Genomic DNA, 24,870 nt, shown 5'->3' with positions numbered 1-24,870 from the left:
GTACCCCCTCCCTCGCACTGGCAGACCCCACGCTGCCAAGGATGAAAGCAATGGAAGGCTATATCCTCGATTGGGCGAACCTGTTGTTGCGCTGGCTGCATGTGATCACAGCCATCGCCTGGGTGGGTTCCTCTTTCTATTTTGTGTTTCTTGACAGTAGCCTGACCCCGCCGGAAGACGAGGATCTGAAAAAGCAGGGTGTCAGTGGCGAGCTCTGGGCGGTGCATGGCGGCGGCTTCTACCACCCGGTCAAGTTCAATGTCTCGCCGCCCAAGCTGCCCGACCACCTGCACTGGTTCTACTGGGAGAGCTACACCACCTGGCTGTCAGGCTTCGCGCTGCTGACCGTGTCCTACCTGTGGAATGCGAATATCTACCTGGTCAACCCGGCCGATCCCAATGCGATGAGCGCGCCGTTGGCGGTGTTCGCGGCGCTGAGCTTTCTGGCGGTCTTCTGGCTGCTGTATGACGGCATCTGCCGCGTATTTGGCTTTAAAAAGCATGGCGATGCGATCGTGGGCGCTTTGGTGCTGGTGCTGGTCTGCATCGCTGCTTACCTGGCCTGCCATATCTTTCCGGGCCAAGCAGCCTTCTTGCTGATGGGCGCGATGCTGGCCACCTCGATGAGCGCCAATGTGTTCTTCTGGATCATTCCTGGCCAGCGCACCGTTGTGCGGGCACTGAAGAACGGCGACCCGGTCGATCCCATCTACGGCAAGCGCGGCAAGCAGCGCAGCGTACACAACACCTATTTCACCTTGCCGGTGCTGTTTGCAATGCTGTCCAACCACTATGGCTGGCTCTACAACCAGAAGTACAACTGGCTGGTGCTCATCGGCATGATGTTCGCCGGCGCCGCTATTCGCCAGTTTTTTGTGCTGCGCCATGGCCACAAGCTGGGGCGCAACAAGCATCCCTGGCCTTATGCGCTGATAGGGGTGCTGGTGATTTTGGGCGTGATCGCCTGGCTGCGGCCCGGCCCCAAGCCGGCCGTGGCTGCCTCGGCACCCGTCAGCCAGCCTGCTGCCGGCGCGGTGCCCTATGGCGAAGTGGCCAAGGTATTTGCCCAGCATTGCGTGCTGTGCCACAGCGCCACGGGGCTGGCACAAAAGAATGTGAAGCTCGACAGCCCGGCAGAGGTGGCCCAGCACACCCAGCAGATCTACCAGCAGGTGGTGGTGTTGCGCAAAATGCCCTTTGGCAACCCCGATGGGCTGAGTGCTGACGAGCGCGATCTGGTCAAACGCTGGTTTGAATCGGGCGCTTCTACCGCGCCTTAAGCGCCTGCAACCAGCGGCTGGGCAGGCGCCCAGCACCGCGAAGTCCGACTACAGCCTAGGGCGGCGGATCGGCGTAGGATGGCGGGGTTGGGGCATGCCCAGGCCCCTGCTTGCGGTGGGCGGCTGGGGATGCGTGTCACAAATCCACCTCTTCTCGCATGTCAAATTACGATATCCAATTGCTGCTGACCGCCTTGGTGAGCGTGCTGGTGCTGGTCGCGCTGATCGTCTCGCGCATCCGCATGCACCCCTTGCTGGCCTTGCTCATCGTCTGTATCGGCGTGGGCTTTGCCACCGGCATGGCGCCTGGCGACATTGCCAAGAACATCACCAACGGCGCGGGCAAAACCCTGGGCGCTGTGGGTGTGGTGATTGCCTTGGGCGCCATGCTCGGCAAGATCCTGGCCGATTCCGGCACCACCGAGCGCTTGGCCAATGCCATCCTGCGCCATACCTCGGACCGGATGATTCCCTGGGCGATGACCCTGGTGGCCTTCATCATCGGCATTCCGATGTTCTTCGAGGTGGGTCTGGTGGTGATGCTGCCGCTGATCTTCAGCGTTGCACGCAAGCTGGAGAGCCGGGAAAACTTCAAAGGCTCCGCCTATGTTTATGTGGGCGTGCCGGTGATTGCGGCGCTGGCGGCGATGCACGGCATGGTGCCGCCCCATCCAGGCCCGCTGACTGCCATTGCCACCTTGAAGACCACCGTCGGCCCGACGATGCTCTATGGCTTTCTCGCGGCCTTGCCGGCGATGGTGCTGGGCGGCCCCCTGTATGGCGCCTTTATCACCCCGCGCATGACGACCCGGCCCGAGCAGGCGCTGCTGGACCAATTTACCGAAGCCAAGGCCGATAACAGCAAGGACCAGCCCGGCATTGCGATGGGCGTGCTGTCTGCCTTGCTGCCCGCGCTGCTGATGCTGGCCCATGCGCTGGCCGAGATGGCTTTGCCCAAGGGCTCGGCCCTGCTGCAGGTCGCTACCTTCCTGGGCAACCCGCTGATTGCGATGCTGCTGGGCGTGCTGTTTGCGGCCTTTACCCTGGTCTACCTGCGCAGCGGCGACGCCGAAAAACTGCGCGACACCTTGGGCGCCAGCCTCAAGCCGATTGCCGGCATCATCATGATCATTGCCGGTGGCGGCGCTTTCCAGCAGGTGCTGACCAGCGCCAAGGTGGGCGATGCCATCGTGCACATGACGCACCAGTTTGCGTTTCCGCCGCTGGTGCTGGGCTGGCTGATTGCGATGCTGCTGTCGGTATCGACCGGCTCGGCCACCGTGGGCATTGTGGGCGCTGCCGGTTTGCTGGCACCGCTGGCGGCTGCTGACCCGAGCCTGAACCTGCCTTTGCTGGCCTTGTCGATTGGCTGCGGCTCCTTGTTCTTCAACTATGCCAACCATGCCGGTTTCTGGATGGTCAAGGAATCCTTTGGCATGACCATGGGCGAGGCGACCCGCACCATCACCGTGGTGCAGTCCATCGTCTCCTTTGTGGGCCTCTTGATGGTGCTGCTGTTCAACACCTTGCCTGCTCTCGGTGACTAGTGGCTAGCAGCCTTTAGAAATGCGAATGGGCCGCAGCAGCGATGCTGGCGGCCCATTTTTTTGCCCTGCCGGGCTGTGTCTGGTCAGTCTGCTGGCTTGGCTTGCTCTGCGGGTGCGTCGCTGGCGTCAGCGGGCGCAGCGTCTGCGTCTGGCTGCGATTCAGTCGCGTCCTCGTTGCCGTCCGGGGTATCCGTATCAGGCAGTCCGCTGGCCTTGCGCTGGGCTTTTTCTGCTTTTTTCTTCTTCTTTTCCAGCTCGCGCTGGCGCTTCTCGTACTGATAATTCGGCTTGGCCATGTTTTTTGTTCCTTAGCGGTGTTCAGCCTCCACGATACAGCATGCGCCGTACCTAGGGGCGAAGCATAGTAATGTTTGCAGGGTGGACAGGGTAAAGCAACGGGTTTTCAGGCCTTGCTACAGCAAAAAACCGCCCGGAGGCGGTTGTCTGGTGAGCGTCGCAGCGCAATCAGGCGCCAGCGACTTCAATGCCCTTGAATTCGCCGGTCGCGATCTTTTCCTTCCAGATCGCCGGGCCGGTGATGTGGGCGCTGGTGCCGCCGGCATCCACGGCCACGGTCACGGGCATGTCGACCACGTCGAATTCATAGATGGCTTCCATGCCTAGATCGGCAAAACCGACCACCTTGGCGTGCTTGATGGCCTTGGAGACCAGGTAGGCGGCGCCGCCCACGGCCATCAGGTAGGCCGATTTGTGGTTCTTGATGGCTTCGATGGCGACCGGGCCGCGCTCGGACTTGCCGATCATCGCGATCAGGCCGGTCTGCGACAGCATCATGTCAGTGAACTTGTCCATGCGGGTGGCAGTCGTCGGGCCGGCAGGGCCAACGACTTCGTCACGCACAGGGTCGACCGGGCCGACGTAGTAGATCACGCGGTTGGTGAAGTCGACGGGCAGCGGCTCGCCCTTGGCCAGCATGTCCTGGATGCGCTTGTGGGCAGCATCGCGGCCGGTGAGCATCTTGCCGTTGAGCAAGATCGTGTCGCCCGGCTTCCAGCTGGCCACTTCTTCCTTGGTCAGCGTGTTCAGGTTCACGCGCTTGGACTTGTTGTAGTCCGGAGCCCATTCAATCTTGGGCCAGGTGTCCAGCGATGGGGGGTCCAGGTACACGGGGCCGGAGCCGTCCATCACGAAGTGGGCGTGGCGGGTGGCGGCGCAGTTGGGGATCATCGCCACGGGCTTGGAGGCCGCGTGCGTGGGGTACATGTTGATCTTCACATCCAGCACCGTGGTGAGGCCGCCCAGGCCCTGGGCGCCAATGCCGAGGGCATTGACCTTCTCGAACAGCTCCAGGCGCAATTTTTCCACCTGGTCCAGCTCGGAACCGCTGGCGGCTTTTTGCTGCAGCTGGTACATGTCGAGGTCTTCCATCAGGCTTTCCTTGGCCAGCAGCACGGCTTTTTCAGCGGTGCCGCCAATGCCGATGCCCAGCATGCCCGGTGGGCACCAGCCTGCGCCCATCGTGGGAACGGTCTTGAGCACCCAGTCAACGATGCTGTCGCTGGGGTTCATCATGATCATCTTGGACTTGTTCTCCGAGCCGCCACCCTTGGCGGCGACGGTCACATCCAGCTTGTCACCCGGCACGATCTGCACATTGATGACGGCAGGCGTGTTGTCCTTGGTGTTCTTGCGGGCAAAGTGGGGATCGGCCACCACGGAGGCGCGCAAGGTGTTGTCGGGGTGGTTGTAGCCACGGCGCACGCCTTCGTTGATGGCGTCTTCCAGGCCCATCGTGAAGTCTTCCCACTTCACCTCCATGCCTACCTTCAGGAACACGTTGACGATTCCGGTGTCCTGGCAGATGGGGCGCTGGCCAGTCGCGCTCATCTTGGAATTGGTGAGGATCTGGGCCATCGCATCCTTGGCCGCCGGGCTTTGCTCGCGCTCGTAGGCCCGTGCCAGGTGCTGGATGAAATCCGGTGTGTGGTAGTAGCTGATGTACTGCAGGGCGCCCGCGATCGAGTCGATCAGGTCCTGCTGACGGATGGAGGTGGTCATCGTGCTTGTGGGGTGGGTTTTGGATTGCGCAAGGCTATGCTGCCGATGGCGCTCGGGATCACGGGGGCAATTATCGGCCTTTCACCGGACCGGTGGTGGCAAATGCCCGATAAGTCTTCTAGAAGACTCAGGTGTCGCGCAAGCGTCCTTCCGCTGCAAGGGCATGCGCGCAGCATGGCTGCTTGCTGCAGATGAGAACGGCTGTTATTGACTGCGTTAGGATGCGATGCCGCGCCCGTCTCCTTGTTGAGCGGGCGGCGCCATATGTATGAATCCGGCGGCCCACCAGCCAGACGCTTACCAGCCAGACGAGCCGCGTTGCAATTGTTGAGATACCAGGAGTGATCCAAGCATGACAGCTACCCGCCAGGAAAAAGACACATTCGGCCTGATCGATGTGCCGGCCGACAAACTCTGGGGCGCCCAGACGCAGCGCTCGCTGCAGAACTTTGACATCAGTGGCGAGAAGCAGCCCGGTGAAATCATCCATGCGCTGGCGCAGGTGAAAAAGGCCAGTGCCACCGTCAACCACGCGCTGGGCCTGCTCGATGAGAAAAAAGCCAAGGCCATCAATGCCGCCGCCGATGAGGTGACCGCCGGCCAGCACCCCGATGAGTTCCCGCTGGTGGTGTGGCAGACGGGCTCGGGCACGCAGACGAACATGAACGTCAATGAAGTGCTGGCCAACCGCGCCAGCGAGCTGCTGGGTGGTGAGCGCGGCGAGTCGCGCCTGGTCCACCCCAATGATGATGTGAACAAAAGCCAGTCGAGCAACGACGTGTACCCGACCGCCATGCATGTGGCGGCCGTCACCGCCATCGAGCGCAAGCTGCTGCCCGCGCTGGAGAAGCTGCGCCGCACCCTGCAGGCCAAGAGCGAGGCCTTCAACGACATCGTCAAGATCGGCCGCACCCACCTGCAAGATGCCACGCCGCTGACCCTGGGCCAGGAGATATCCGGCTGGGTGGCGCAGCTGGAGCACGGCGCCAAGCACATCAAGTCGGCACTGCCACATCTATATGAGCTGGCGCTGGGCGGCACCGCCGTGGGCACGGGCCTGAACGCGCCCAAGGGCTATGCCGAAGGCGTGGCGCAAGAGCTGGCCAAGCTGACCGGCTACCCATTCATCACCTCGCCCAACAAGTTTGAATCGCTGGGCTCCTGCGATGCCCTGGTGTTTGGCCATGGTGCCCTCAAGACCCTGGCGGCCAGCCTGATGAAAATCTCCAACGATGTGCGCTGGCTGGCATCGGGCCCGCGCAGCGGCCTGGGCGAGATCTCCATCCCCGAGAACGAGCCGGGCTCGTCCATCATGCCGGGCAAGGTCAACCCCACGCAGTGCGAAGCGATGACCATGCTCTGCGCCCAGGTGTTTGGCAACGATGCCGCGATCAACGTCGGCGGCGCCTCGGGCAACTTCGAGCTGAATGTGTTCCGCCCGATGGTGGCGCATAACTTCCTGCAGAGCGTGCGCCTGCTGGCCGATGGCATGGTGAGCTTTAACGACCACTGCGCCGTCGGCATCGAGCCGAACCGCGAGCGCATCACTGAGCTGGTCAGCCGCTCGCTGATGTTGGTCACTGCGCTCAACACCCATATCGGCTACGACAAGGCGGCCTACATCGCCAAGAAGGCCCACAAAGAAGGCAGCAGCCTGCGCGATGCCGCCGTGGCCAGCGGCCATGTGACGGCCGAGCAGTTTGACCAGTGGGTTGTGCCCGAGCATATGGTCGGCAATCTGTAAGCGTCTACACGCTTGACCGTTCCAGGGCCCGCTTTGCTGCGGGCCTTGTGCTTTTACACTGGCGGTTTCTGCCTTTCTACTTGGAATTCTTCATGTCCTCAGAGCCCATGCAAGCGTTGACCGCCTCTTCCCCGCCCGGCACAGCTTTGCCCGAGGGCGGCGTGGATATCCATGCGCTGGCGCAGGCGCTGGGCGTGCCGGTGTTTGAGGCACCCTGGCACATGCCCCTGTACCAGCTGGGCGAGCAGGGCGCCTGGCGGTTGCTGCGCGGCGGCATGGGGCTGGACCGAGGCTATTACAGCGGTGCCTGCATCTATGGCAGCACGACAGCGCTGCTGCGCAAGAACGGGCAAGGCGGCTGGGACACCTGGATGTCGCTGTCGCCTTTCGAGATCGAAAGTCAGGAGCTGGCCTGCCTGCATGCACAGGGCCACACGGTGGTCATGGGCCTGGGGATGGGCTGGGTGACGGCCAATATCGCGTTGAACCCCGCCGTGCAGCGGTTGACCGTGGTGGAGCGCGACCCGGAGGTGATTGCGCTGTTTGAGCAGATGCAGGTGCTGGAAGGTTTGCCGGCCGAGGCCGCCGCCAAAATTCATATCGTGCAAGCCGATGCGCTGCAGTGGCGCCCGGCGCCGCAGCAACCGGTCGATTTTTTGTATGCCGATATATGGCTGCAGCTGGCCGAGCCGCAGGCCCTGGCCGAGGTGCAGCAGATGCAGGCGAATGTGCAGGCGACGCAGCTGTATTTTTGGGGCCAGGAGTGGGTGCTGGCTGCGCCTTTGCAAGCCCTGTGGGGCAGCCAGGGTTGGAGCGATGCGCTGGCAGAGGCGGTGGATGCTACGGGCCTGCCTTTGCTGACGGCGGTGGATGGCGGATTTGCGCCCTGGGTGGAGCGTATCTGGCGTGAGCGCCTGGCACGCAAGCCTGCTTAAAGCGGGACCGGAATTAGACCTGCGCCCGCGCCGCCCATGCCGACCGTACGTCTTGCCAGGCCAGCAGCGCCAGGGTCAGCAACATCGCCACATTCACCGCCTGCCAACCCAGGGTCTGGATCAGCACGCCGCAGCTGAGCGACATCAGCGCTGCGCTGCCGTTGTTGCTCCATTCCATCATCGGCTGGGCCTGGCTGCGCTCCTGGTGCGTGCTGGCCTGGTTCAGCAGGCTGGTGCCCGCCAGAATCATCAGGTTCCAACCGGCACCCAGCAGCAAGGAGCTGAGCAAAAAGGGCATGAACTGCATGCCAACCTGCGCAACGCAGGCGCTGGCCGCCAGCAACGCCGCACCCAGCCAAGCCAGGCGCCGCGCGCCAAAGCGGTCCACCGCGCGACCCGCAAACAAGGACGGCGCAAACATGCCCAGCACATGCCACTGGATCACCTGGGTGGAGCTGGCCAGTGAGTGGCCTGCGCCATGCATCGCCAGCGGGGTGGCGTTCATCACCAGCACCATCAGCCCATGGCCGCAGGCGCTGAGAATGATGGCCTGCTGCAGCGCAGGGCGCTGCCAGAGCTGGCGGCGCGTGACCGTGGGCTCGGCCGCAGACTTGGCCTGCATCGGCAGGTGCAGGCGCGCCGGCAGGCATTGCAGCAGCGCGCAAGCCAGCAAAGCCAGCACTGCAATCGCCACATACGCGCCGGCCAGCGGCGTAGCCAGGGCATCGGCGGCCTGGATGGCCAACGTGGGTGCCAGCAGCGCCGCTGCGATACCGCCCGCCAGCACCCAGGCTGCCGCACGGCCGCTGTGTTCTGCCGGCATGCCATCCAGCGCGGTAAAGCGGTAGAAGCCGGCGGAGGCCTGGTAGCCGCCCAGCAGCAGCATCGCCAGGCAAAACAGCCCAAAGCTGGCCTGCACCACCGCCCAGGCGGCCAGCAGCCCGGCCGCTAGCCCCAGCAGCGCCCCATATTGCAGGCCCCGCGCGCGGCCATGCCGCTGCATCCAGCGGGCCAACTGGCCAATCGACAGCAGGTTGCCTGCCACCAGCAAGGTCAGCGGCAGCGTCGCCAACACTGGCCAGGGGGAGAGGCGCTGGCCGACCAAGCCCGTCAACGCAATGCCGATGATGGAGCAGGACCAGTACAGCGCTTGCGCAATGCTGAGGGTGAGCAGTTGGGGATGGTGTTTGAGGAGCATGGGCGGTGATCAGAGAATGAAGGGGCGTGTGGGTGCTGCCGGGCAGCGCAGGCGGTCCGGATCGCATGGAGGGGCAACGGTGGGTTCAGCCGCTTAGCGGCGGCCCTGGGCTAGCCGGTGCCAAAGCGCTCGGCAAAGGCCTGGGGGCTGACGGCCAAGGTCTTGTGAAAGCTGCGGCGCAGGTTTTCCGGGTGGCCAAAGCCGCAGATCCGCGCCACCGTCGATACGGAGGCCTGGCGCTGGCTGAGCAAGGTGGTGGCAGCCTGCAGCCGCACGCGCTCCACATAGCGTGCGGGCGTGGTGCCCAGCTCTTGCTGGAACACGCGGGCCAAAGTGCGTGGCGGCAGGCAGGCCTGCGCGGCCAGTTGCTCGACGCTTAGGCGCTCGCCCAGGTGGCCGGGAATCCATTCCAGCAGCCCGGCCAGGCGCGGCGCCTGCGTGGTCTCGGCCGCCAGCAGCGGGCTGAACTGCGCCTGGCCCCCCGGCCGGCGCACAAACATCACCAGGTGCCGGGCGACGGCCAGCGCCATGCTGCGGCCCAGGTCGGCCTCGACCAGGCCGAGCGCCAGGTCAATGCCCGAGGTGACTCCGGCGGAGGTAAAGATATGGCGCTGCTGCGGATGGTTGGCATCAAAGGTGTGTAGACGGTCGCCCTCCACCTGGATGGGGCGCTCCATCGCCGCCAGCTCGGCCAGGCGGCACCAGTGGGTGGTGGCGGGCAAGCCATCAAGCAAGCCCGCGCGGGCCAGAATCAGCGCGCCCGAGCAGACGGAGCCCAGGCGCTGCACCTTGGGCGCCGTGCGCTGCAGCCATTGGCGCAGGCCGCTGTGGTGCTGCACCTCCACCACGCCATCGCCCCCCGGTATCAGCACGGTGCTATTGGCACCCGGGCGCAGCTGGCGCAGGCCTTGGGTGGCCAGTATCTGCAAGCCACAGGACAGGCTGACCGGCCCGGCCTCCAAGCCCGCAAAGACCAGCTCGTAAAAGGCGGGCAGCCCCTGGCGCTGGCGCACATCGTTGGCGGTGGCAAACACCTGCATGGGGCCGGTGATGTCCAGGCTCATTGCACGCGGGTAGGCGATGCAGAGGACGCGGTGGCCGGGCTGGGCACGCTGGGCCGGGATGGTGTCGGGCTGGGGCATGCGCAGAGTGTGCGTGTATTGCCATTTGGCAGCAATGACATTGATCGCACAGATTCTGCCAAGGTGAAGCCCAAATGCAACAGCTATGGCGGTGATTGGGCAATGCAAACGGCCAAGCGCCGTGTTGGTAGGACAGCTGCGCGACAATAGCCGATTGCCATCCCATAGCCAAAACGCAGCGATACAGCTGCGCGCACCGAACACGATGACCGCCTTGAACCAACCAGGAATCCTGCTGGATTTGCCAGCTGCAAGCCGCTACCAACTCTGGAAACTCTCGGGCGATGCCCCGGCCGTGCGTGCCGCGCTGGCGCGTTTGCAGCAATGGGCCGATGGTGAGCAGGTCGTCGTCTGCATCGGCCAACCGGTGGCAGAGCTGCTGGGTGTGCAGGTACCAGGTTTGCGCAATTTTCCGGCCATCACCGGGCCCCAAGGGCCGCTGGCGCTGACGCCCCATGCGCTGTGCCTGTGGCTGCGTGGCAATGACCAGGGCGATGTGCTGCGCCTGTCGCGCGAAGCCGCAGCGCTGCTGGCGCCGGCCTTTAGCCGCGAGAAGGTGGTCGATTGCTTCCGCCACGGCTGGAACGGCAAGGATGCGGTACGCGATCTGACCGGCTACGAAGACGGCACTGAAAACCCCAAGGACGACGATGCGGTACATGCCGCCATTGCCGACGGCATGGGTGCGGGCCTGGACGGCGGCAGCTACTTTGCCGTGCAGCAGTGGGTGCATGACATGGAGGCTTTTGCCCGTATGAGCGCGCTGCAAAAGGACCACATGATTGGCCGCCGCCTGAGCGACAACGAAGAGCTGGACGACGCGCCCGAGTCCGCCCACGTCAAGCGCACCGCGCAGGAGAGCTTTGACCCCGAAGCCTTTATCCTGCGCCGCAATATGCCTTGGTGGGCCGTGCAGCCCGATGGCAGCGATGCCGTGGGTGCCATCTTTGCCGGTTTTGGCCGCAGCTTTGAGGCATTTGAAGCGCAGATGCGCCGCATGGCGGGCGAGGAAGATGGCATTGCAGATGGCCTGTTCCAGATGTCCAATCCCGTTACCAACGCCTACTACTGGTGCCCGCCGATGCTGAACGGGCGTGTTGATTTGCGCGCGTTGGGACTGTAAGCAGTCAACTCCAGAGTGCGGGCTTGTTGACCATCAGGTAGTACACGCCCAGCATCGCCACAAAAGCCGGGTAGCCCAGCGCCTCCCAGCGCCCGGCCAGGCGCCTGTATGCGTCGGGCAGCGGCTGGCCTTGCGCATCGGCCTGGGCGGCCATATGGGCCATGCGGATTTGCATGGCCACCACCGGCAGCCAGCACAGGCCCGCCACGACATACAGCGCCATCGACAGAAGCAGCCAGGGCGTGTGCCAGGGCCAGCCGGCCATCACCATCAATGCCCAGCCGCTCAGCGGCTGGATGATGACCGCCGGCGTGGTGAACCACCAGTCGGCCCGCACCACCAGCCGGCTGACCACCGCCTGGGCCGCTACATTGCCGCTGCGGTTGGCAAAGAACATATAGAAGGCCGAGCCAAAGCCGGTGCCGACCATCAGCACGCTCGACAGGATATGCAGGGTTTTGAGCAGCAAGTAGGTGTTCATCATTCACTCCGTCCGTCGCGGGCGCTGCTCTGCCACAGCAGCCACAGCGCAGCGGCAATCGGCAGATTTTTGGACAAGGGGCCCAGCGGGTGCAGCCACAGGGCGGGCAGCAGCGCCGTGGCTGCCAGCGTCATCAGCAGCATCGCGCTAAGCGCCGCCGCATAGGCGTTGCGCCCGGGCCAGCACAACAACCACACACCGAGTAACAGATCCAGTGCCACGCCACCGCCTATCAACCACGCCTGCATGCCGGGTGTCTGAATGCCGCCCGCCACCAGCAGCGCCGTGCTTTCGCCCTGCCATTGCAGCAAGCTGGCAATGCCGGTCCACAACCAGACGGCGACCAGACTCAGACGCAGCAGCTGCAAAGGCTGCTGCATGGGCTGTGCGCGGGGCGCGGTGGTCATGCGCGGCCTTCGTGCGAAGGGGGCGCTGCCGGGTTGCGAATCAACGCCAGCATCTGCGCAGGATCGGTGGGCGCGCGCCCCAACCACTGCGCCATTGGTGCCGGGTCGCAGCAGTTGTCCAGCGATGCCAGTTGCAAGGAGGCGCTGCACCAGGGGCTCGTGGGCACCGCATCGCCCAGCCGCGCGCTGGCCTGGGTGGCCCAGCCGGGCAGGCGCAGCTGCAAGGCCCTGCTGCGGCCGGCTTGCTGGCGCAGGCTGTCAATCATCTGCGCCATGCTCAGGCGCTTTGGCCCACCCAACGACACGATGCCGGTGGTGGACGATTGCAGCAGCCGCAGCATCACCTCGGCCAGCTCATCGACGGCCACGGGCTGGATCAGGCGCTGCTGCATCACCGCTGGCAGCACCAGTACCGGCAGCAAGGCCAGACGCATAAACAGCTGGGTGCTGGCGCCTTGTGCGCCCATCACAATGCTGGGCCGCACCACCATGCCGTCGAGCTGGCCTTGCGCGGTCAACGCCAGCAAACGGCTATCTGCCGCACGCTTGGTGCGGGCATAGGCGGTGTTGTTGTCTTCCACCCCCAGGGCCGAGAGCTGCATCACGCGCCGCACGCCCGCCTGGGCGCAGGCCTCGAACAGCGCTTGCGGGCCGGTCTGGTGCAGCGCTTCCAAGCTCGCACCTTCCGGCCCGGGCTGGTCGCGCAGGCTGCCTACGGCGTTGATGACCATGTCCACGCCTTGCAGATGGGGCAGCCAATCGGCCGGCTGCTGCATCCTGCCCAACTGCAGCGGCGGCTGGGAGCGCCTGCTGGCTGCGATGACGCGCATGCCCTGCGCGCGCAGCTGGCGCGCCAGCGTCTGGCCGATAAAGCCCTGGCCGCCGCAGAGCAAAACGGTGGGTTGGGGGGTGTTGGGGCTGTGCATGCTGTCTCCTGATGGCCAAAAGCGGTGGTTCTTGACGTGCGATTAGCGCGGGCGGTCGATGTCGCAGGCATCACTGCCGCGTGCGCAGGACGCGCTGCGCGCTGCCGCCTGCCGGGCCTGGCGCCGCACCGTACATTGCAGACCTTGCTCCAGCACCCAGGCCATGGGGGCCAGCGGCAGGCGGTAGCGGTTGCGGGCGAGCATGGGGTAGAGCTTGTCCAGCGCGCCTGCCACCAGCGGCAGCCCCGCCAGCCGAGGCACCCAGGCCCAGCCGACACCCAGATAGGCGCGGGTGAGGCAGTCCACCCCGACGTAGACCTGGCCATCGGCCCCTACGCCATGGATGGCCTGCATCAGCGCGGCCTTGTCGGCGGGGGCCTGGCTCAGGTCGGCAGTGCTGGCGTCAATAAAGATGAGCTTGCCCGCCTGGTTGCGCAGCATCAGGTGGCGCATCTCGGCATTGCACATGCGGCAGCTGGCATCGTAGTAAATGGTCAGCGGGAACTGGGTGGCGGCGGTGTCTCGGCGGGTCATATGCGTTCCTTTCGATGTTTCTGTCAAAACAGAAATAATTGTGCCAAAAAAAGGCCGGTCTCAACGGACTGCGGCCAGCGCTATCTCAGGGCTTACCGAGCGCCTCGGGCTCTTGCGCGGCTGGGCTGCCGCGCACAAAGCGCTGCACGGTCGCGCCCAGGGTCAAAATCTTGTCCAAGGTGGCGGGCGACAGGCGCAGCATCTCGTCGCTCCAGGCGCCCAGCTTTTGCATCAGCTCCAAGGTGGCCATGATGCGGTCCTGGCCATCGGCGCTCTCGCGGGCAAAGTCGGGGCTGTTGACCAAGGACTGCAGCAGGCGGGTGGTGGGGTCGAACTCACGCTCCTTGCGCTCACGCACGATGGTGCGGAACAGCTCCCAGACATCAACACTGGTCTCGAAATAATCGCGCCGGTCGCCCAGCACATGGGTCACCCGCACCAGTTGCCAGGATTGCAGCTCCTTCAAGCTGTTGCTGACATTGGAGCGCGCCACGTTCAGGGTCTCGCTCAACTGCTCGGCATTGAGCGGCTTGCCATGCACAAACAGCAGCGCATGGATTTGCGAGACCGTGCGGTTCACGCCCCACAGCGATCCCATCTCGCCCCAGTGCAGCACAAATTGTTGTTGGATGTCGGTCATTTGCATGGGGTGAATTCTAGGGTTTCATTTATTTCTGTCAAGAGAGAAATTTAAAGCTATGAAAAAGGCCATCACTGAGGATGGCCTGGGAAGGGGGATGTTTGCCGACGAGGCTGGATCAGTGCAGCAGGTTATTGCCTGGCGCCTGGGGTTGCACGCGGAAGAAGCCCGTGCCGCAGGTGCCGCTGCCGATTTCCTCTTCGGTCGCCTCGCGCACCGCTGCCAGCTGGATGTCCAGGCGAATGGCAATGCCGGCCAGCGGGTGGTTGCCATCCAGCACCACATGCTCCGGGTACAGCTCGGTGACGGTGTAGATCATGTCGCGCGGGGCATCTGGGTTGGTGCCTGCGGGCAGTGCATGGCCCTCAATGGTCATGCCTTCTTCCAGATCGGTGGGGAACAGCGCCCGCGACTCGAGGAAGACCTTTTCCTCGTCGTAATCGCCAAAGGCGTCTTCGGGCTCCAGGTGCAGTTGCACGCGACTACCGACGGTATGGCCTTGCAGCGCCTGCTCCACGCGGGCCAGCAAATCCTGGCCTCCGACGAGGAATTCCACGGGCTCGTCGAGCACGTCCAGGGTCTCGCCTAAAGTGTCTTTCAGCGTCCAGGTCAGGGCGACCACGCATTGATCAATGATTTCCATAGGACAATTGTCGCAGTTTGGGCCCGGGCGCCCAGAGGATTACTGAGAAAGCCATGCAAATCGAACAAGCACTGCCTCTGCTGGGGGGCATCTCCCCGGCCCAGTTCATGCGCCGTTACTGGCAGAAAAAACCGCTGCTGGTGCGCGGCGCCGTCAGCGACTGGAAGGACCTGCAACTGCCCCTGCCGCGCAGCCAGCTGTTTGAACTGGCAGGCGAGGAGGGCGTGGAATCGCGCCTGATCCAGCACAAAGAAGGTGCCTGGAGCGTCAAGCACGGCCCGTTCAGCCGCCGTGCCATCCCCTCGCTCAAGACGCGGGAGTGGACCTTGCTGCTGCAGGGCCTCGATCTGCACAGCGATGCCGCCCATGCCTTGTTGCAGCGCTTTGCCTTTGTGCCGGCTGCCCGCCTCGATGACCTGATGGTGAGCTATGCCAGCGATGGCGGTGGCGTGGGCCCGCACTTTGACAGCTACGACGTGTTCTTGCTGCAGGCCCATGGCAAGCGCCGCTGGCGCATCGGCAAGCAAAAGAACCTGGGCTTGAAGGAGGGCATTCCGCTCAAAATTCTGGCCGAGTTCGAGGCCGAAGAAGAGTTTGTGCTGGAGCCCGGCGACATGCTCTACCTGCCGCCGCGCTATGCCCATGATGGCGTGGCCGAAGGCGAGTGCATGACCTACTCGATCGGCTTCCGCTCCCCGGCGCAGCAAGAGCTGGCGGGCGAGCTGCTGATGCGCATGTCCGAGAGCGACGAGATGGACGAGGTGAACGCCAAGTCCGCCTCGCCGATCTACCAGGACCCCAAGCAAACGGCGGTGCAGGCACCGGGTGCGATACCGCCTGCGATGCTGGACTTTGCCCGTGCCGCCATTGATAAGCGCCTGGCCGAACCGCTGGCGCTGGCCCGTGCGCTGGGCGAGGCGCTGACCGAGCCCAAGGCCAACGTCTGGTTTGAGCCCGAAGACTCGCCAGCAATGCTGGAAGCCGTGGCGCTGGACCGCAAGACCCGCATGATGTACGACGAGCAGCATCTCTTCATCAACGGCGAAAGCTACCGCGCTGCAGGGGCCGACTTCAGCCTGATGAAGAAGCTGGCCGATGGCCGCCATCTGGACCGCCGCGATGTCAGCGCTGCCAGCGATGATGCGCTGGAGCTGCTGTCGCAGTGGTGCGAAGACGGTTGGGCCCACGCGGTGCCGCAGTAATGACCAGCGCCAGCCCCACGCCCGCTGCCTGGCAACCGGCTGAAGGCCTTAGCGGTCGCTTTGAAGGCCGGGCTGCCTTTGAGAAGCAGGTGCTGCATTTTCTGCAGCAGGCAGCCGAGCAGGGCTGGCCGCAGATCATCGTGGCCGATGCCGACTTTGCCGACTGGCCTTGGGGCAGCGCCGCTGCGGTGGAGCTGCTGCACCAATGGGCCCGGCGGGGCCGGCAGATGACGGTGCTGGCCCACCACTTTGACCACCTGGCGCAGCGCCAGCCGCGTTGGCTGCAGTGGCGCAAGACCTGGGATCACCGCTTGCAATGCCGCCGAATGCTAAGCCGCGATGTCTCGCGGATCCCCAGCGCGCTTTGGTCGCCCCAGTGGGCCGTGCAGCGCCTGGATGCGGATCGTTGCGTGGGCGTGGCCAGTGCCGAGCGCAGCGCCATCGTGCCCTTGGGCGAGCAATTGCAGGAGTGGATTCGCTCTTCCAGCACGCCGGCTTTTCCCGCGACGGTGCTGGGCTTGTAGGCGATTGTTGACAAGCGTGTCTTTCGTTGCGGGGCGGCAACGTTCCGGCGCCTGTTAGCATAGGCAGGCGGACCGGGTAATCCCTATAATTCATTTCAGACGCTCAGGCGTTATTACTTTGTGCTACGCACTCTTGGCCATGGGCGGGTTACGTGCCCCTGGACCTTTCCACAAGAATTTACCGTCCTTAGGAATATCCAAATGAAGAAGTCCCTTGTTCTCGCATCGATGATCGCTGCAGTTGCACTGGCTGCTTGCGGCAAGAAGGAAGAAGCTGTTGTGCCGGCGCCAGCACCTGCGCCAGTGGAAGCTCCAGCACCTGCTCCAGCCCCAGCCGTTGAAGCCGCCAAGGACGCCGCTAACGCCGCTGCCGATGCTGCCAAGGACGCTGCTGCTGATGCCAGCGCTGCTGCTTCGAACGCTGCTGCTGCTACCAAGGAAGCTGCCGGCAACGCTGCTGACGCGACCAAGGACGCTGCCCACAACGCTGCTGACGCCGCCAAGGACGCTGGCGCTGCTGCTGCTGACGCTGCCAAGTCGGCTGCTGACGCTGCTGCCAACGCTGCGACTGCTACCAAGGAATCGATGAGCAAGTAAGCGCTGGATGGCTGGCCTGGTGCATGCCGGGCCTGCTGTTGCAGACTTGCCTGAACGAGCCCGTGCTTTGCACGGGCTTTTTGTTTGGGCGCTCGGTGGCTGGGCTTGGGTCGCATGCCAACGCTGCGGATGTCTTGCTATGGCTGGCTGTCTGGAGGGCAGGCGCTCATGAAAAAAGCCACTGCTCAGGGCGCAGTGGCTCGGGGTGTGTTCACAACGCGGCGGCGCCGCGCAGTGCATCACTTCATGTCGTCTGCCAGCACCTTCAGAATGCGCTGTGCATTGGCCGAGGTGTCAGCCTTGCCGCTCTCGTTGAGCACGGTGACATTGCTGGTATTGGCTTCGCTCTTGACCTGGATGCGGTACTTGATCGGGTCCGGTGCATCCGGGTTGCGGTTGAAGATCTTGGCAAAGAAACCATCAGGCTTCTTGTTCAGATCGGTCGGGTCGATGTAGCGCACAAAGTAGACGCCTTGGCTGCGGTCGCGGTCTTCCACGGTGAAGCCAGTGCGATCCAGCGCCAGGCCCACGCGGCGCCAGGTGCGGTCAAACGGATCGCTGACCTGCAGCACCGGCGAGCCGTCGGCTGCCGAGGCGATCTTGGAAGTGCTGACAGGTGCCAGAGGCGCTGCAGCAATCGCGCGGGATTGCTCTTCGCTCACGCCCAGCTTGATCATGATACGGCGCAGGAATTCGGTTTCCAGCTCGGGATCGGCCTTGCGGGGCTGCCAGATGGTGCTGTCTTTTTCCTTGTTGGAATAGACCTCTTCCATGCCGCGGTGGCTCACATAGACTTCGGTCTTGCCATCGGGGCGGCGCTCGATGCGGGTGCGGAACTTGTCCTGCTCACCGGTCGAGTAGATCGAATCAAACACCTTGCCGATGGAGCGGCGGATGAAATCCTGCGGCAGCTTGGCGCGGTTCTCGGCCCAGTCGGTTTCCATGATGCCGATATCGGGGCGCTCGATGGTCAGCGCAAAGCCGCTTTCCTGCCAGAAATCCTTGACCGGCTCCCAGACCTTGTCTGCGGAGCGGTCGATCACCAGCCAGCGCTGGTTGCCATCGCGCTCAATCTGTACATCGCCAATCTGCGAGGCAGCGGTGTTGGCGGTGCCCTTGGGCGCTGCATCTTTTTGCACCTGGTAGGCTGCCGCCGATACTGCGCCGCCAGGCACGACATAGCGCGAGTCCTTGGACAGCTGGGTCAGATCCGGAGGCACCTCCAAGGTGGGGCCCTTGGTGGCGCCCTTGTAGTCGATCTTGTCGCCTTCGAGAATATTGCCGGTACTGCAAGCGGCCAAAGCGACAGACAGGCTCAGCATGCTGAGTTTTGCGAGGGAATTCACGTTCAAATCCTTAACAGAGACAACGCGCGGAAAAAAGCTCTAGATCAGAGCGGCTCCGCGCATCGCAGCTTCCACCGTGCCATGCAGACCGGCGGAAAGCTCAGTCATCGGCAGGCGCAGGGTCGGGCCACACAGGCCCATCTTGTTAGCCGCCCACTTTACCGGAATTGGGTTGGCCTCCAAGAACAGAGCCTTATGCAGCGGCAGCAGTTTATTCTGAATCTCCATAGCCCGACCAACATCCTTGGCAATTGCCGCCTGGCAGAGCTGGCTCATCAGGCGCGGCGCGATGTTGGCGGTAACGCTGACATTGCCATGTCCGCCGCAGAGCATCAGGGCCACGGCGGTGGGGTCGTCGCCCGAGTAGATGCCAAAACCGGCCGGCGCATCCTTGATGAGCCACTGCGCGCGTTCGATGTTGCCGGTCGCTTCCTTGATGCCGACGATGCCGGGCACCTCGGCCAGGCGCAGCACGGTGTCGTGCTGCATGTCGGCCACGCTGCGGCCCGGTACGTTGTAGAGGAAGATAGGCAGGTCGCCCACCGCTTCGGCAATCGCCTTGAAGTGCTGGAACTGGCCTTCCTGGGTGGGCTTGTTGTAGTAGGGCACGACCTGCAGCTGGCTGTCTGCGCCCACGCTCTTGGCGTACTTGGCCAGGATGATCGCCTCATGGGTGGAGTTGGCGCCGCAGCCGGCCATGATGGGCACGCGCTTGTTGGACTGCTCGACGGAGACACGGATGATCTCCATGTGCTCTTCGACGGTGACGGTCGGCGACTCGCCGGTGGTGCCCACCACGCCGATGCAGTTGGTGCCCTCTGCGATGTGCCAGTCGATCAGTTTTCGCAGGCTTGCATAGTCCACGCTGCCGTCGGCATGCAGGGGCGTAATCAGGGCAACAATACTACCGGTCAAAGGAACACTGGTGGATGTCATAGCGTGGAATGAAAGCTGGATGGAAGATTCTAGCGGGGGCAGGACTGCCTTCGCCGCTGGCAGTATAGCGTGCTCAACAGCAAGTGCTGTCATATTGATTGCGTACGGCTTTAATGTTTGGTCATTTTGGATGTTTTATCATGCATGTTTGGTAAATATGACGTAAATTTGAGGGCGCTTGCTTGCTATCGATTGTGTAATTGAATGCGCATGGCTGCGGGTAAGTCCTGGGCCTCAGCCCGGGATGCCGCTGCCGGCTGCGAACTGCGGCACAATGCCTGCCATGCTGATGTATCCCCAATTTGACCCGATTGCCATCAAGCTCGGCCCGCTGGCTGTGCACTGGTATGGCCTGACCTATCTGGTCGCCTTTGGCCTGTTTTTGTTCCTCGGAATTCGCCGCCTCAAGGACCAGCCCTTTGCCTCGATCACCACGCCCTCGCGCTGGCAGCGCAAGGATGTCGAGGACATTCTGTTTTACGGCGTGCTTGGGGTCATCGTCGGTGGCCGGCTCGGCTACTGCCTGTTCTACAAACCGGGTTACTACCTGAGCAACCCGCTTGAGATACTGGCGGTCTGGCAGGGCGGCATGAGCTTCCATGGCGGCCTCGTCGGCGTGATCCTGTCGATGGTGCTGTTTGCCAAGCTCAAGGGCCGGCCCTGGCTGCAGGTGGCTGACTTTGTCGCGCCTTGCATCCCCTTGGGCCTGGCCTCGGGGCGCGTGGGCAACTTTATCAATGGCGAGCTCTGGGGGCGCTTCTCCAGCCCCGATCTGCCCTGGGGCATGGTGTTTCCGCAAAGCGGCTCGATGCTGCCGCGCCATCCCTCGCAGATCTACCAGTTCCTGCTCGAAGGCGTGCTGCTCTTTATCGTCATGTGGCTGTACTCGCGCAAGCAGCGGGGCGAGGGCCAGGTCGCTGGCGTCTTCATGATCGGCTACGGCCTGCTGCGTTTCATCGCCGAGTACTTCCGCGAGCCCGATGACTTCCTGGGCCTGCTGTCGCTGAACCTGAGCATGGGCCAGTGGCTCAGCCTGCCGATGGTGCTGCTGGGTATCTACCTTTGGAACCGGGGCCGCAACCAGCCGCTGCTGCAGCCGCGATAAACAGCAAATCCTCTGGATTTACAGGGCTATACTGATCAGCCGCTGTGCCGGGTTTCTCCAGCACAGCGGCTTTGTTTTTTGCCTGAGCGGAGAGTGGACGATATGACAAGAAAATGGGTGCTGGGCCTGGTGGCCGGTGTATGGATGCTGGGCAGTGCAGCGGTGTCGGCGCAGCAGGCCTTGCCAGATTTGAAAGTGGCGGTGGACCTGAGCTACGAGCCTTTTACTTATAAGCTGTCGTCGGGCCAACCCGCTGGTTTTGACATCGACATTGCCAATGCGCTGTGCGCCCAGATCAAGCGCAAATGCGTGTTTGTCGAGCAGGTTTGGGACGGCATGATCCCCGGCCTGCAGGCCAAGAAATATGACGTCATCATCAGCTCGATGGCCAAGAATGAGGACCGGGCCCGCGTGGTGGACTTCACCAACAAGTACTACCACACCGGTTCGCGCATCGTGATGCCCAAAGGCTTCAAGTACAGCGGCCCGGAATCGCTCAAGGGCAAGAAAATCGGCGTGCTCAAGGCCAGCATCCAGGAGAAATGGGCGCTCACTTATCTGAAGCCCGCAGGCGCCGATGTGGTCTCCTACCCCGGCCGCGATCCTGTTTATCTGGACATCAACTCCGGCCGTCTCGATGGCTCGGTGGCCGACAGCGTGGAGATTGCCTACGGCTTTTTGAAAAAGCCTGAAGGCCAGAACTTTGAATTTGTCAGCGAGACCCTGGTCGACAAGAAGATTTTTGGCGAAGGCGCCAGCATTGCGATGCGCAAGGGCCAGCCAGAGCTGAAAAAGACCTTGAACGATGCGATTGCCGCGATCCGCGCCGATGGCCGCTACAAGCAGATTGCCGACAAGTACTTTGACTTTGACCCCTACGGCAAGGACTGAAAACGTGATCCGCTTCTAAATTCCCTGGGGCGATGAGCCCCAGCGATGACGACAGCAGGCCTGGTTGAACCAGCGCCTGCTTTTTTTGTGCGTTCGACTCATCGTTCGGCGAAGAAGGTGAGCGTTTGCACCGGTAACAGTGGTCGCAGGTATGAACCGGGTATTAACACGGGTGCCGAAATACGCTGTAATTTCCCATAATTACAGCTATGCGATGCGGAACGCGCTGGTATGCGTTCTACGCAGCGCTGGTTTATTTCCAAGGAGTGATCGGATGGCGCTTGCCGCACAGCCTTTGCACGACACCGTAGCCACCCAGGTGCGCGACCTGATTTATGCCGGCACCTTGGCGGGCGGTGAGCTGCTGGACGAAAAGGCCTTGTGCGAGCAGTTGGCGGTATCGCGCACTCCCTTGCGTGAAGCGCTCAAGTTGCTGGTGTCCGAAGGGCTGCTGCGCCATGAGCCGCGCCGCGGCTGCTTTGTGGAGACCATCACCGACAGGGATCTGGACGATATCTTCCCGGTGATTGCGCTGCTGGAAGGCCGCGCCGCCTACGAGGCCACCAAAAAAATCAGCAGCGCCGACCGCGCGGTGCTCGATGTGATGCATGAGCAGCTCAGCCAATACGCGCAGGCCGGCGATATTGCCGGCTACTACCGCATGAACTACCAGATCCACGAGGCCTTCATCACCTTGGCCGACAACCGCTGGCTGGCCCAGGCGATTGCCGACCTGCGCCGCATTCTGCGCCTCGCCCGCTTGCAGCAGCTGCGCGCGCCGGGCCGCCTGCAGGCCAGTTTGCAGGAGCACCTCGCTCTGTATGCCGTGATGCTGAGCGGCGATGCCGATGCCGCAGAACAAACGATGCGCGACCATTTGCTGCAGCAGCGCAAGGCCCTGCTGCGGATGACCCCTCTCTCACTGTCAAGGATTGCTTTATGACCTCCGCTACTGAAACCACGCCAGCCGCTGCGGTGGACAGCGCCGCCAACACCTGGCTGCAAAAAAGCGCTGCCTGGCTGCGCTCGGTCGGCATTCCTACCGAACGGGGTGGCAGCAATAGCAGCAGCCCGCCGGAGGGCGAGCGCAGCACCACCGAGCGCCTCAAGGCCAGTTTGCGCCGGGGCAACGAGGCCCTGTCGCCGCGCGAGCTGCGCCGGCTGCTGGCCGACCTGCAGGCCGTGGGCGCCAGCGAGGTGAGCGATGCCGAAGGCGGCCGTCTGGCCGAGCCGGTGATGCAGTGGTATGCCACTGCCCAGCCCGAGCAGCGCATGGACTGCTGGCGTCTGCTGTGCGAGCAGTTTGTGCCCGATGTGGCCAAGATCGGCCAGGCCCGCCAGCGCTATGAAGACGCGGTGGGCACCACCAGCATGGCCGCTGCGGAGCGCCAACTGCGCAAGGCGCTGCAAACGCCGCGCATGCGTCTGCTGCAGCGTTTTGCGGTGCCCGCGCAGGGCATGCGCTTTTTGCTGGATCTACGCGCGCAGATGCTGCCCCAGCTCAAGGGCCATGACTGGCTGATCGCCGTCGATGCCGATCTGGAATACCTGTTCTCCAACTGGTTCGACATCGCCTTTCTGGAGCTGCGCAGCCTCAGCTGGGATTCGCCTGCGTCGCTGTTGGAAAAGCTCATCAAGTACGAGGCGGTGCATGACATCCGCAGCTGGACCGACTTGAAAAACCGCCTGGACAGCGACCGCCGCTGCTACGGCTTTTTCCACCCGCGCCTGCCCAATGAGCCGCTGATCTTTGTCGAGGTGGCGCTCGTGGACAAGATGTCGGACAGCATTGCGCCGCTGCTCGATGAGGCCGCCGCCGCCACCGATGTGAACAAGGCCAGCACCGCGATTTTCTACTCGATCAGCAACACCCAGACCGGTTTGCGCGGCGTGAGTTTTGGTGATTCGCTGATCAAGACCGTCGTGGAGCAGCTGCTGCAGGAGTTCCCCAAGCTGCGCCAGTTCGCCACCTTGTCGCCGATACCGGGTTTTCGCAGCTGGCTGGGCAAGAACGCAGCCGAAGTTTGGGAAGGCGCCGACAAACGCCTGCGCGCCGATGTGGCCAAGGCACTGGACAAGCCCGAGCCGATTGCCGCCGATTGGCTGGCCGCGCTGGAGCAGCCAGCCCAGCTAAAAGCCGATGACGCCGTCGCCAAGCTGCTGATGCAAGCCGCTGCCCGCTACCTGGGCAAGAGCCTGGTCAAGGACAAACCGGTGGACCCGGTCGCCCGTTTCCACCTGGGCAATGGCTCGCGGGTCGAGCGCCTCAATTGGGCGGGCGACACCTCTGCCAAGGGCATCAAGCAGTCCTACGGCCTGATGGTGAATTACCTTTATGACTTGAAGCGCCTGGACAAGCACCGCAATTTGCTGGCGCAGGGCAAGATTCCGGTGTCATCGGGCATCGAGGCGCTGGCCAAGGTTTAATTTTTGGATTTTTGTTTATGTGGATGAGGCAGGACGCCGCAGTGCCCCTTTGCACTGTGTTGGCCTGATAAAAGCTGACGGCTCCTGAAGGGGTCGCAGCCTGGGTGGTAGGCATAACAAGCCTGCCACTCAGGGCTTGTGCGTTGCTATCGGCGCGCGCAGGCGGGTGTGCGTGGATCTTAAAAAACAAATGTTAGGAGACAAGATGACCAAGAGCTATACACCGTCCTCATCCAGAAGGCGAACGCTGGTAGGCCTGGCCGCCGGCATGGCGGGCACGGCGCTGCCCGCCTGGAGCTGGGCCAATACGGCAGCAGCCAAAGACTGGCCCGCCAAGCCGGTGACCTGGGTGGTGCCCTTTCCGGCAGGGGGCGGCACCGATGCCTTTGCGCGGCCGCTGTCCTCACAGTTCTCAAAGATGTCGGGCAAGACCCTGGTGATCGACAACAAGGGCGGCGCCGGCGGCACCTTGGGGGCCAGCTTTGCGGCGCGCCAGTCGGCCGATGGCTACCACTTCTTCATGGGCGGCACCCACCATGTGATTGCGCCCTCGGTCTACCCCCGGCTGGATTACGACATCCAGAAAGACCTGGTGCCTTTGGCCTTGTTGGCGACCGTGCCGCAGGTGTTGGTGGTCAACCCCAAGCGGGTGACCGCTGCCAACATGCAGCAGCTGCTGGCCCAGCTCAAGGCCAACCCGGGGAAGATGAGCTTTGCCTCGGCGGGCGCCGGCACCAGCCACCACCTGGCCGGTGAGCTGTTCAAGATCCAGAGCCAGACCGACATCCTGCATGTGCCGTACAAAGGCGCGGGACCGGCGCTGCAGGATCTGATTGCCGGCAATGTGGACATGCTGTTCGATGGCCTGGGCTCGTCGGCCGCGCACATAGCCGCCGGTCGTATCAAATGCCTGATGGTGGCGGGCAGCCAGCGCAACCCCTCGCTGCCCGATGTGCCTTGCGCCGCCGAGGTGGGCCTGCCCGACTACAACGTGACCACCTGGTACGGCCTCTGGGCCATCAAGGGCACCCCGCCGGAGCTGCAGGCGCGCATGTTTGAAGAGGCCAAGCGCATGGGCGGCTCCGATGAGATCAAGGCCATCTGGGCCAAGAACGGTGCGGAATATGGCAGCATGACGCAGCCGCAGTTTGCCGCCTTTGTGGCCGACGAGGTCAAGCGCTGGGCCGAGGTGGTGAAGGCCTCGGGCGCCAAGATTGAATAAG

General features: G+C 63.4%; 25 protein-coding genes. 13 read left to right on the top strand and 12 right to left on the bottom strand.

The features are described 5' to 3' along the window. Nucleotides 1-50 precede the first annotated feature (50 nt). Both HS961_RS18890 and HS961_RS18885 read left to right on the top strand, forming a co-directional pair. Nucleotides 51-1,280 (top strand): urate hydroxylase PuuD, encoded by a 1,230-nt coding sequence (locus tag HS961_RS18890; protein ID WP_182324638.1) that lies wholly within the window; start codon nt 51-53, stop codon nt 1,278-1,280. Nucleotides 1,281-1,438: 158 nt separating this feature from the next. After that, the gene (locus tag HS961_RS18885; RefSeq protein WP_182324635.1) at nt 1,439-2,827 is read left to right on the top strand and encodes a GntP family permease; all 1,389 of its coding nucleotides are present in this window, start codon (nt 1,439-1,441) and stop codon (nt 2,825-2,827) included. 83 nt (nt 2,828-2,910) lie between these two features. Here HS961_RS18885 and HS961_RS18880 read toward each other — a convergent pair whose 3' ends face one another. Continuing rightward, a complete protein-coding gene (locus tag HS961_RS18880) occupies nt 2,911-3,123 on the bottom strand; it encodes a hypothetical protein (RefSeq protein ID WP_182324633.1) in 213 nt (70 codons plus the stop codon). Nucleotides 3,124-3,292: 169 nt separating this feature from the next. Continuing rightward, nucleotides 3,293-4,846 carry a fumarate hydratase gene (locus HS961_RS18875; RefSeq protein ID WP_182324631.1) on the bottom strand — a complete coding sequence of 518 codons (1,554 nt, stop codon included), beginning with the start codon at nt 4,844-4,846 and terminating at the stop codon, nt 3,293-3,295. A 352-nt stretch (nt 4,847-5,198) separates the two neighbouring features. Between HS961_RS18875 and fumC the strand changes: the two genes are divergently transcribed. Together fumC and HS961_RS18865 are read left to right on the top strand one after the other, a co-directional pair. Beyond that, nucleotides 5,199-6,590, top strand: coding sequence for a class II fumarate hydratase (gene fumC, locus HS961_RS18870; RefSeq protein WP_182324629.1), 1,392 nt, complete (start codon nt 5,199-5,201; stop codon nt 6,588-6,590). Between the two features lie 92 nt (nt 6,591-6,682). Then, the gene (locus tag HS961_RS18865; protein ID WP_238347657.1) at nt 6,683-7,525 is read left to right on the top strand and encodes a hypothetical protein; all 843 of its coding nucleotides are present in this window, start codon (nt 6,683-6,685) and stop codon (nt 7,523-7,525) included. A gap of 13 nt (nt 7,526-7,538) precedes the next feature. Here HS961_RS18865 and HS961_RS18860 read toward each other — a convergent pair whose 3' ends face one another. Further along, nucleotides 7,539-8,723, bottom strand: a complete 1,185-nt coding sequence (locus HS961_RS18860) for an MFS transporter (protein ID WP_182324627.1) — start codon at nt 8,721-8,723, stop codon at nt 7,539-7,541. Between the two features lie 110 nt (nt 8,724-8,833). Then, the gene (locus HS961_RS18855; protein ID WP_182324625.1) at nt 8,834-9,865 is read right to left on the bottom strand and encodes a GlxA family transcriptional regulator; all 1,032 of its coding nucleotides are present in this window, start codon (nt 9,863-9,865) and stop codon (nt 8,834-8,836) included. Nucleotides 9,866-10,070: 205 nt separating this feature from the next. Between HS961_RS18855 and HS961_RS18850 the strand changes: the two genes are divergently transcribed. Continuing rightward, nucleotides 10,071-10,988, top strand: coding sequence for a Dyp-type peroxidase (locus HS961_RS18850; protein ID WP_182324623.1), 918 nt, complete (start codon nt 10,071-10,073; stop codon nt 10,986-10,988). Between the two features lie 4 nt (nt 10,989-10,992). On the opposite strand, the gene HS961_RS18845 is transcribed toward HS961_RS18850, so the two are convergent. The 6 genes from HS961_RS18845 to HS961_RS18820 all read right to left on the bottom strand — a co-directional run bounded on the left by HS961_RS18845 (nt 10,993) and on the right by HS961_RS18820 (nt 14,619). Beyond that, nucleotides 10,993-11,469 (bottom strand): DUF2269 family protein, encoded by a 477-nt coding sequence (locus HS961_RS18845; RefSeq protein WP_182324621.1) that lies wholly within the window; start codon nt 11,467-11,469, stop codon nt 10,993-10,995. Continuing rightward, on the bottom strand, nt 11,469-11,876 hold the full coding sequence (locus HS961_RS18840) for a DoxX-like family protein (RefSeq protein WP_182324619.1): 408 nt from the start codon (nt 11,874-11,876) through the stop codon (nt 11,469-11,471). Before HS961_RS18840 ends, HS961_RS18845 begins: the two co-directional genes overlap by 1 nt. Next, nucleotides 11,873-12,802 (bottom strand): NAD-dependent epimerase/dehydratase family protein, encoded by a 930-nt coding sequence (locus HS961_RS18835; protein WP_182324617.1) that lies wholly within the window; start codon nt 12,800-12,802, stop codon nt 11,873-11,875. Before HS961_RS18835 ends, HS961_RS18840 begins: the two co-directional genes overlap by 4 nt. 42 nt (nt 12,803-12,844) lie before the next feature. Beyond that, complete coding sequence (locus HS961_RS18830; RefSeq protein ID WP_182324615.1) at nt 12,845-13,336, bottom strand: thiol-disulfide oxidoreductase DCC family protein; 492 nt, start codon at nt 13,334-13,336, stop codon at nt 12,845-12,847. 85 nt (nt 13,337-13,421) lie between these two features. Then, complete coding sequence (locus tag HS961_RS18825) at nt 13,422-13,982, bottom strand: GbsR/MarR family transcriptional regulator (protein WP_182324613.1); 561 nt, start codon at nt 13,980-13,982, stop codon at nt 13,422-13,424. Nucleotides 13,983-14,094: 112 nt separating this feature from the next. Further along, nucleotides 14,095-14,619 carry an FKBP-type peptidyl-prolyl cis-trans isomerase gene (locus HS961_RS18820; protein WP_182324611.1) on the bottom strand — a complete coding sequence of 175 codons (525 nt, stop codon included), beginning with the start codon at nt 14,617-14,619 and terminating at the stop codon, nt 14,095-14,097. Nucleotides 14,620-14,672: 53 nt separating this feature from the next. Between HS961_RS18820 and HS961_RS18815 the strand changes: the two genes are divergently transcribed. The 3 genes from HS961_RS18815 (at nt 14,673) to HS961_RS18805 (ending at nt 16,942) form a co-directional block, all read left to right on the top strand. Next, nucleotides 14,673-15,821 (top strand): cupin domain-containing protein, encoded by a 1,149-nt coding sequence (locus tag HS961_RS18815; RefSeq protein WP_182324609.1) that lies wholly within the window; start codon nt 14,673-14,675, stop codon nt 15,819-15,821. Next, the gene (locus tag HS961_RS18810; protein ID WP_182324607.1) at nt 15,821-16,345 is read left to right on the top strand and encodes a hypothetical protein; all 525 of its coding nucleotides are present in this window, start codon (nt 15,821-15,823) and stop codon (nt 16,343-16,345) included. Before HS961_RS18815 ends, HS961_RS18810 begins: the two co-directional genes overlap by 1 nt. Before the next feature lie 201 nt (nt 16,346-16,546). Next, complete coding sequence (locus HS961_RS18805; protein WP_182324605.1) at nt 16,547-16,942, top strand: hypothetical protein; 396 nt, start codon at nt 16,547-16,549, stop codon at nt 16,940-16,942. A 239-nt stretch (nt 16,943-17,181) separates the two neighbouring features. Here HS961_RS18805 and bamC read toward each other — a convergent pair whose 3' ends face one another. Continuing rightward, nucleotides 17,182-18,288: an outer membrane protein assembly factor BamC gene (gene bamC / locus HS961_RS18800; RefSeq protein WP_182324604.1), complete on the bottom strand. Its 1,107-nt coding sequence runs from the start codon at nt 18,286-18,288 to the stop codon at nt 17,182-17,184. A gap of 39 nt (nt 18,289-18,327) precedes the next feature. Continuing rightward, nucleotides 18,328-19,224, bottom strand: coding sequence for a 4-hydroxy-tetrahydrodipicolinate synthase (gene dapA, locus HS961_RS18795; protein ID WP_182324603.1), 897 nt, complete (start codon nt 19,222-19,224; stop codon nt 18,328-18,330). 274 nt (nt 19,225-19,498) lie between these two features. Between dapA and lgt the strand changes: the two genes are divergently transcribed. The 5 genes from lgt (at nt 19,499) to HS961_RS18770 (ending at nt 24,869) form a co-directional block, all read left to right on the top strand. Continuing rightward, the gene (gene lgt / locus HS961_RS18790; protein WP_182324602.1) at nt 19,499-20,329 is read left to right on the top strand and encodes a prolipoprotein diacylglyceryl transferase; all 831 of its coding nucleotides are present in this window, start codon (nt 19,499-19,501) and stop codon (nt 20,327-20,329) included. A gap of 102 nt (nt 20,330-20,431) precedes the next feature. Then, the gene (locus tag HS961_RS18785) at nt 20,432-21,220 is read left to right on the top strand and encodes a transporter substrate-binding domain-containing protein (protein WP_182324601.1); all 789 of its coding nucleotides are present in this window, start codon (nt 20,432-20,434) and stop codon (nt 21,218-21,220) included. 274 nt (nt 21,221-21,494) lie between these two features. After that, complete coding sequence (locus HS961_RS18780) at nt 21,495-22,163, top strand: GntR family transcriptional regulator (RefSeq protein WP_182324600.1); 669 nt, start codon at nt 21,495-21,497, stop codon at nt 22,161-22,163. After that, nucleotides 22,160-23,647 (top strand): malonyl-CoA decarboxylase, encoded by a 1,488-nt coding sequence (locus HS961_RS18775; protein ID WP_182324599.1) that lies wholly within the window; start codon nt 22,160-22,162, stop codon nt 23,645-23,647. The genes HS961_RS18780 and HS961_RS18775 overlap by 4 nt, the downstream gene beginning before the upstream one ends. Nucleotides 23,648-23,852: 205 nt before the next feature. Then, nucleotides 23,853-24,869 carry a tripartite tricarboxylate transporter substrate binding protein gene (locus HS961_RS18770; protein WP_202883129.1) on the top strand — a complete coding sequence of 339 codons (1,017 nt, stop codon included), beginning with the start codon at nt 23,853-23,855 and terminating at the stop codon, nt 24,867-24,869. Nucleotide 24,870 lies beyond the last annotated feature (1 nt).

The sequence above is a fragment of the Comamonas piscis genome, from assembly GCF_014109725.1.
GTDB lineage: Bacteria > Pseudomonadota > Gammaproteobacteria > Burkholderiales > Burkholderiaceae_C > Comamonas > Comamonas piscis.
Note: the sequence above shows the minus strand (reverse complement) of the source record. Positions and strands in the feature narration are given on the sequence as shown.

Bases quoted from the DNA above. Each gene is read 5' to 3' on its own strand.
- HS961_RS18865 (WP_238347657.1), top strand. From the start codon at position 6,683: ATGTCCTCAGAGCCCATGCAAGCGTTGACCGCCTCTTCCCCGCCCGGC.
- HS961_RS18835 (WP_182324617.1), bottom strand. From the start codon at position 12,802: ATGCACAGCCCCAACACCCCCCAACCCACCGTTTTGCTCTGCGGCGGC.
- HS961_RS18885 (WP_182324635.1), top strand. From the start codon at position 1,439: ATGTCAAATTACGATATCCAATTGCTGCTGACCGCCTTGGTGAGCGTG.
- HS961_RS18855 (WP_182324625.1), bottom strand. From the start codon at position 9,865: ATGCCCCAGCCCGACACCATCCCGGCCCAGCGTGCCCAGCCCGGCCAC.
- HS961_RS18880 (WP_182324633.1), bottom strand. From the start codon at position 3,123: ATGGCCAAGCCGAATTATCAGTACGAGAAGCGCCAGCGCGAGCTGGAA.
- HS961_RS18840 (WP_182324619.1), bottom strand. From the start codon at position 11,876: ATGACCACCGCGCCCCGCGCACAGCCCATGCAGCAGCCTTTGCAGCTG.
- HS961_RS18820 (WP_182324611.1), bottom strand. From the start codon at position 14,619: ATGGAAATCATTGATCAATGCGTGGTCGCCCTGACCTGGACGCTGAAA.
- HS961_RS18815 (WP_182324609.1), top strand. From the start codon at position 14,673: ATGCAAATCGAACAAGCACTGCCTCTGCTGGGGGGCATCTCCCCGGCC.
- HS961_RS18785 (WP_182324601.1), top strand. From the start codon at position 20,432: ATGACAAGAAAATGGGTGCTGGGCCTGGTGGCCGGTGTATGGATGCTG.
- fumC (WP_182324629.1), top strand. From the start codon at position 5,199: ATGACAGCTACCCGCCAGGAAAAAGACACATTCGGCCTGATCGATGTG.
- HS961_RS18860 (WP_182324627.1), bottom strand. From the start codon at position 8,723: ATGCTCCTCAAACACCATCCCCAACTGCTCACCCTCAGCATTGCGCAA.
- HS961_RS18875 (WP_182324631.1), bottom strand. From the start codon at position 4,846: ATGACCACCTCCATCCGTCAGCAGGACCTGATCGACTCGATCGCGGGC.
- HS961_RS18825 (WP_182324613.1), bottom strand. From the start codon at position 13,982: ATGCAAATGACCGACATCCAACAACAATTTGTGCTGCACTGGGGCGAG.
- HS961_RS18890 (WP_182324638.1), top strand. From the start codon at position 51: ATGGAAGGCTATATCCTCGATTGGGCGAACCTGTTGTTGCGCTGGCTG.
- HS961_RS18845 (WP_182324621.1), bottom strand. From the start codon at position 11,469: ATGAACACCTACTTGCTGCTCAAAACCCTGCATATCCTGTCGAGCGTG.
- dapA (WP_182324603.1), bottom strand. From the start codon at position 19,224: ATGACATCCACCAGTGTTCCTTTGACCGGTAGTATTGTTGCCCTGATT.
- HS961_RS18775 (WP_182324599.1), top strand. From the start codon at position 22,160: ATGACCTCCGCTACTGAAACCACGCCAGCCGCTGCGGTGGACAGCGCC.
- HS961_RS18810 (WP_182324607.1), top strand. From the start codon at position 15,821: ATGACCAGCGCCAGCCCCACGCCCGCTGCCTGGCAACCGGCTGAAGGC.
- HS961_RS18780 (WP_182324600.1), top strand. From the start codon at position 21,495: ATGGCGCTTGCCGCACAGCCTTTGCACGACACCGTAGCCACCCAGGTG.
- HS961_RS18805 (WP_182324605.1), top strand. From the start codon at position 16,547: ATGAAGAAGTCCCTTGTTCTCGCATCGATGATCGCTGCAGTTGCACTG.
- HS961_RS18770 (WP_202883129.1), top strand. From the start codon at position 23,853: ATGACCAAGAGCTATACACCGTCCTCATCCAGAAGGCGAACGCTGGTA.
- HS961_RS18830 (WP_182324615.1), bottom strand. From the start codon at position 13,336: ATGACCCGCCGAGACACCGCCGCCACCCAGTTCCCGCTGACCATTTAC.
- lgt (WP_182324602.1), top strand. From the start codon at position 19,499: ATGCCTGCCATGCTGATGTATCCCCAATTTGACCCGATTGCCATCAAG.
- HS961_RS18850 (WP_182324623.1), top strand. From the start codon at position 10,071: ATGACCGCCTTGAACCAACCAGGAATCCTGCTGGATTTGCCAGCTGCA.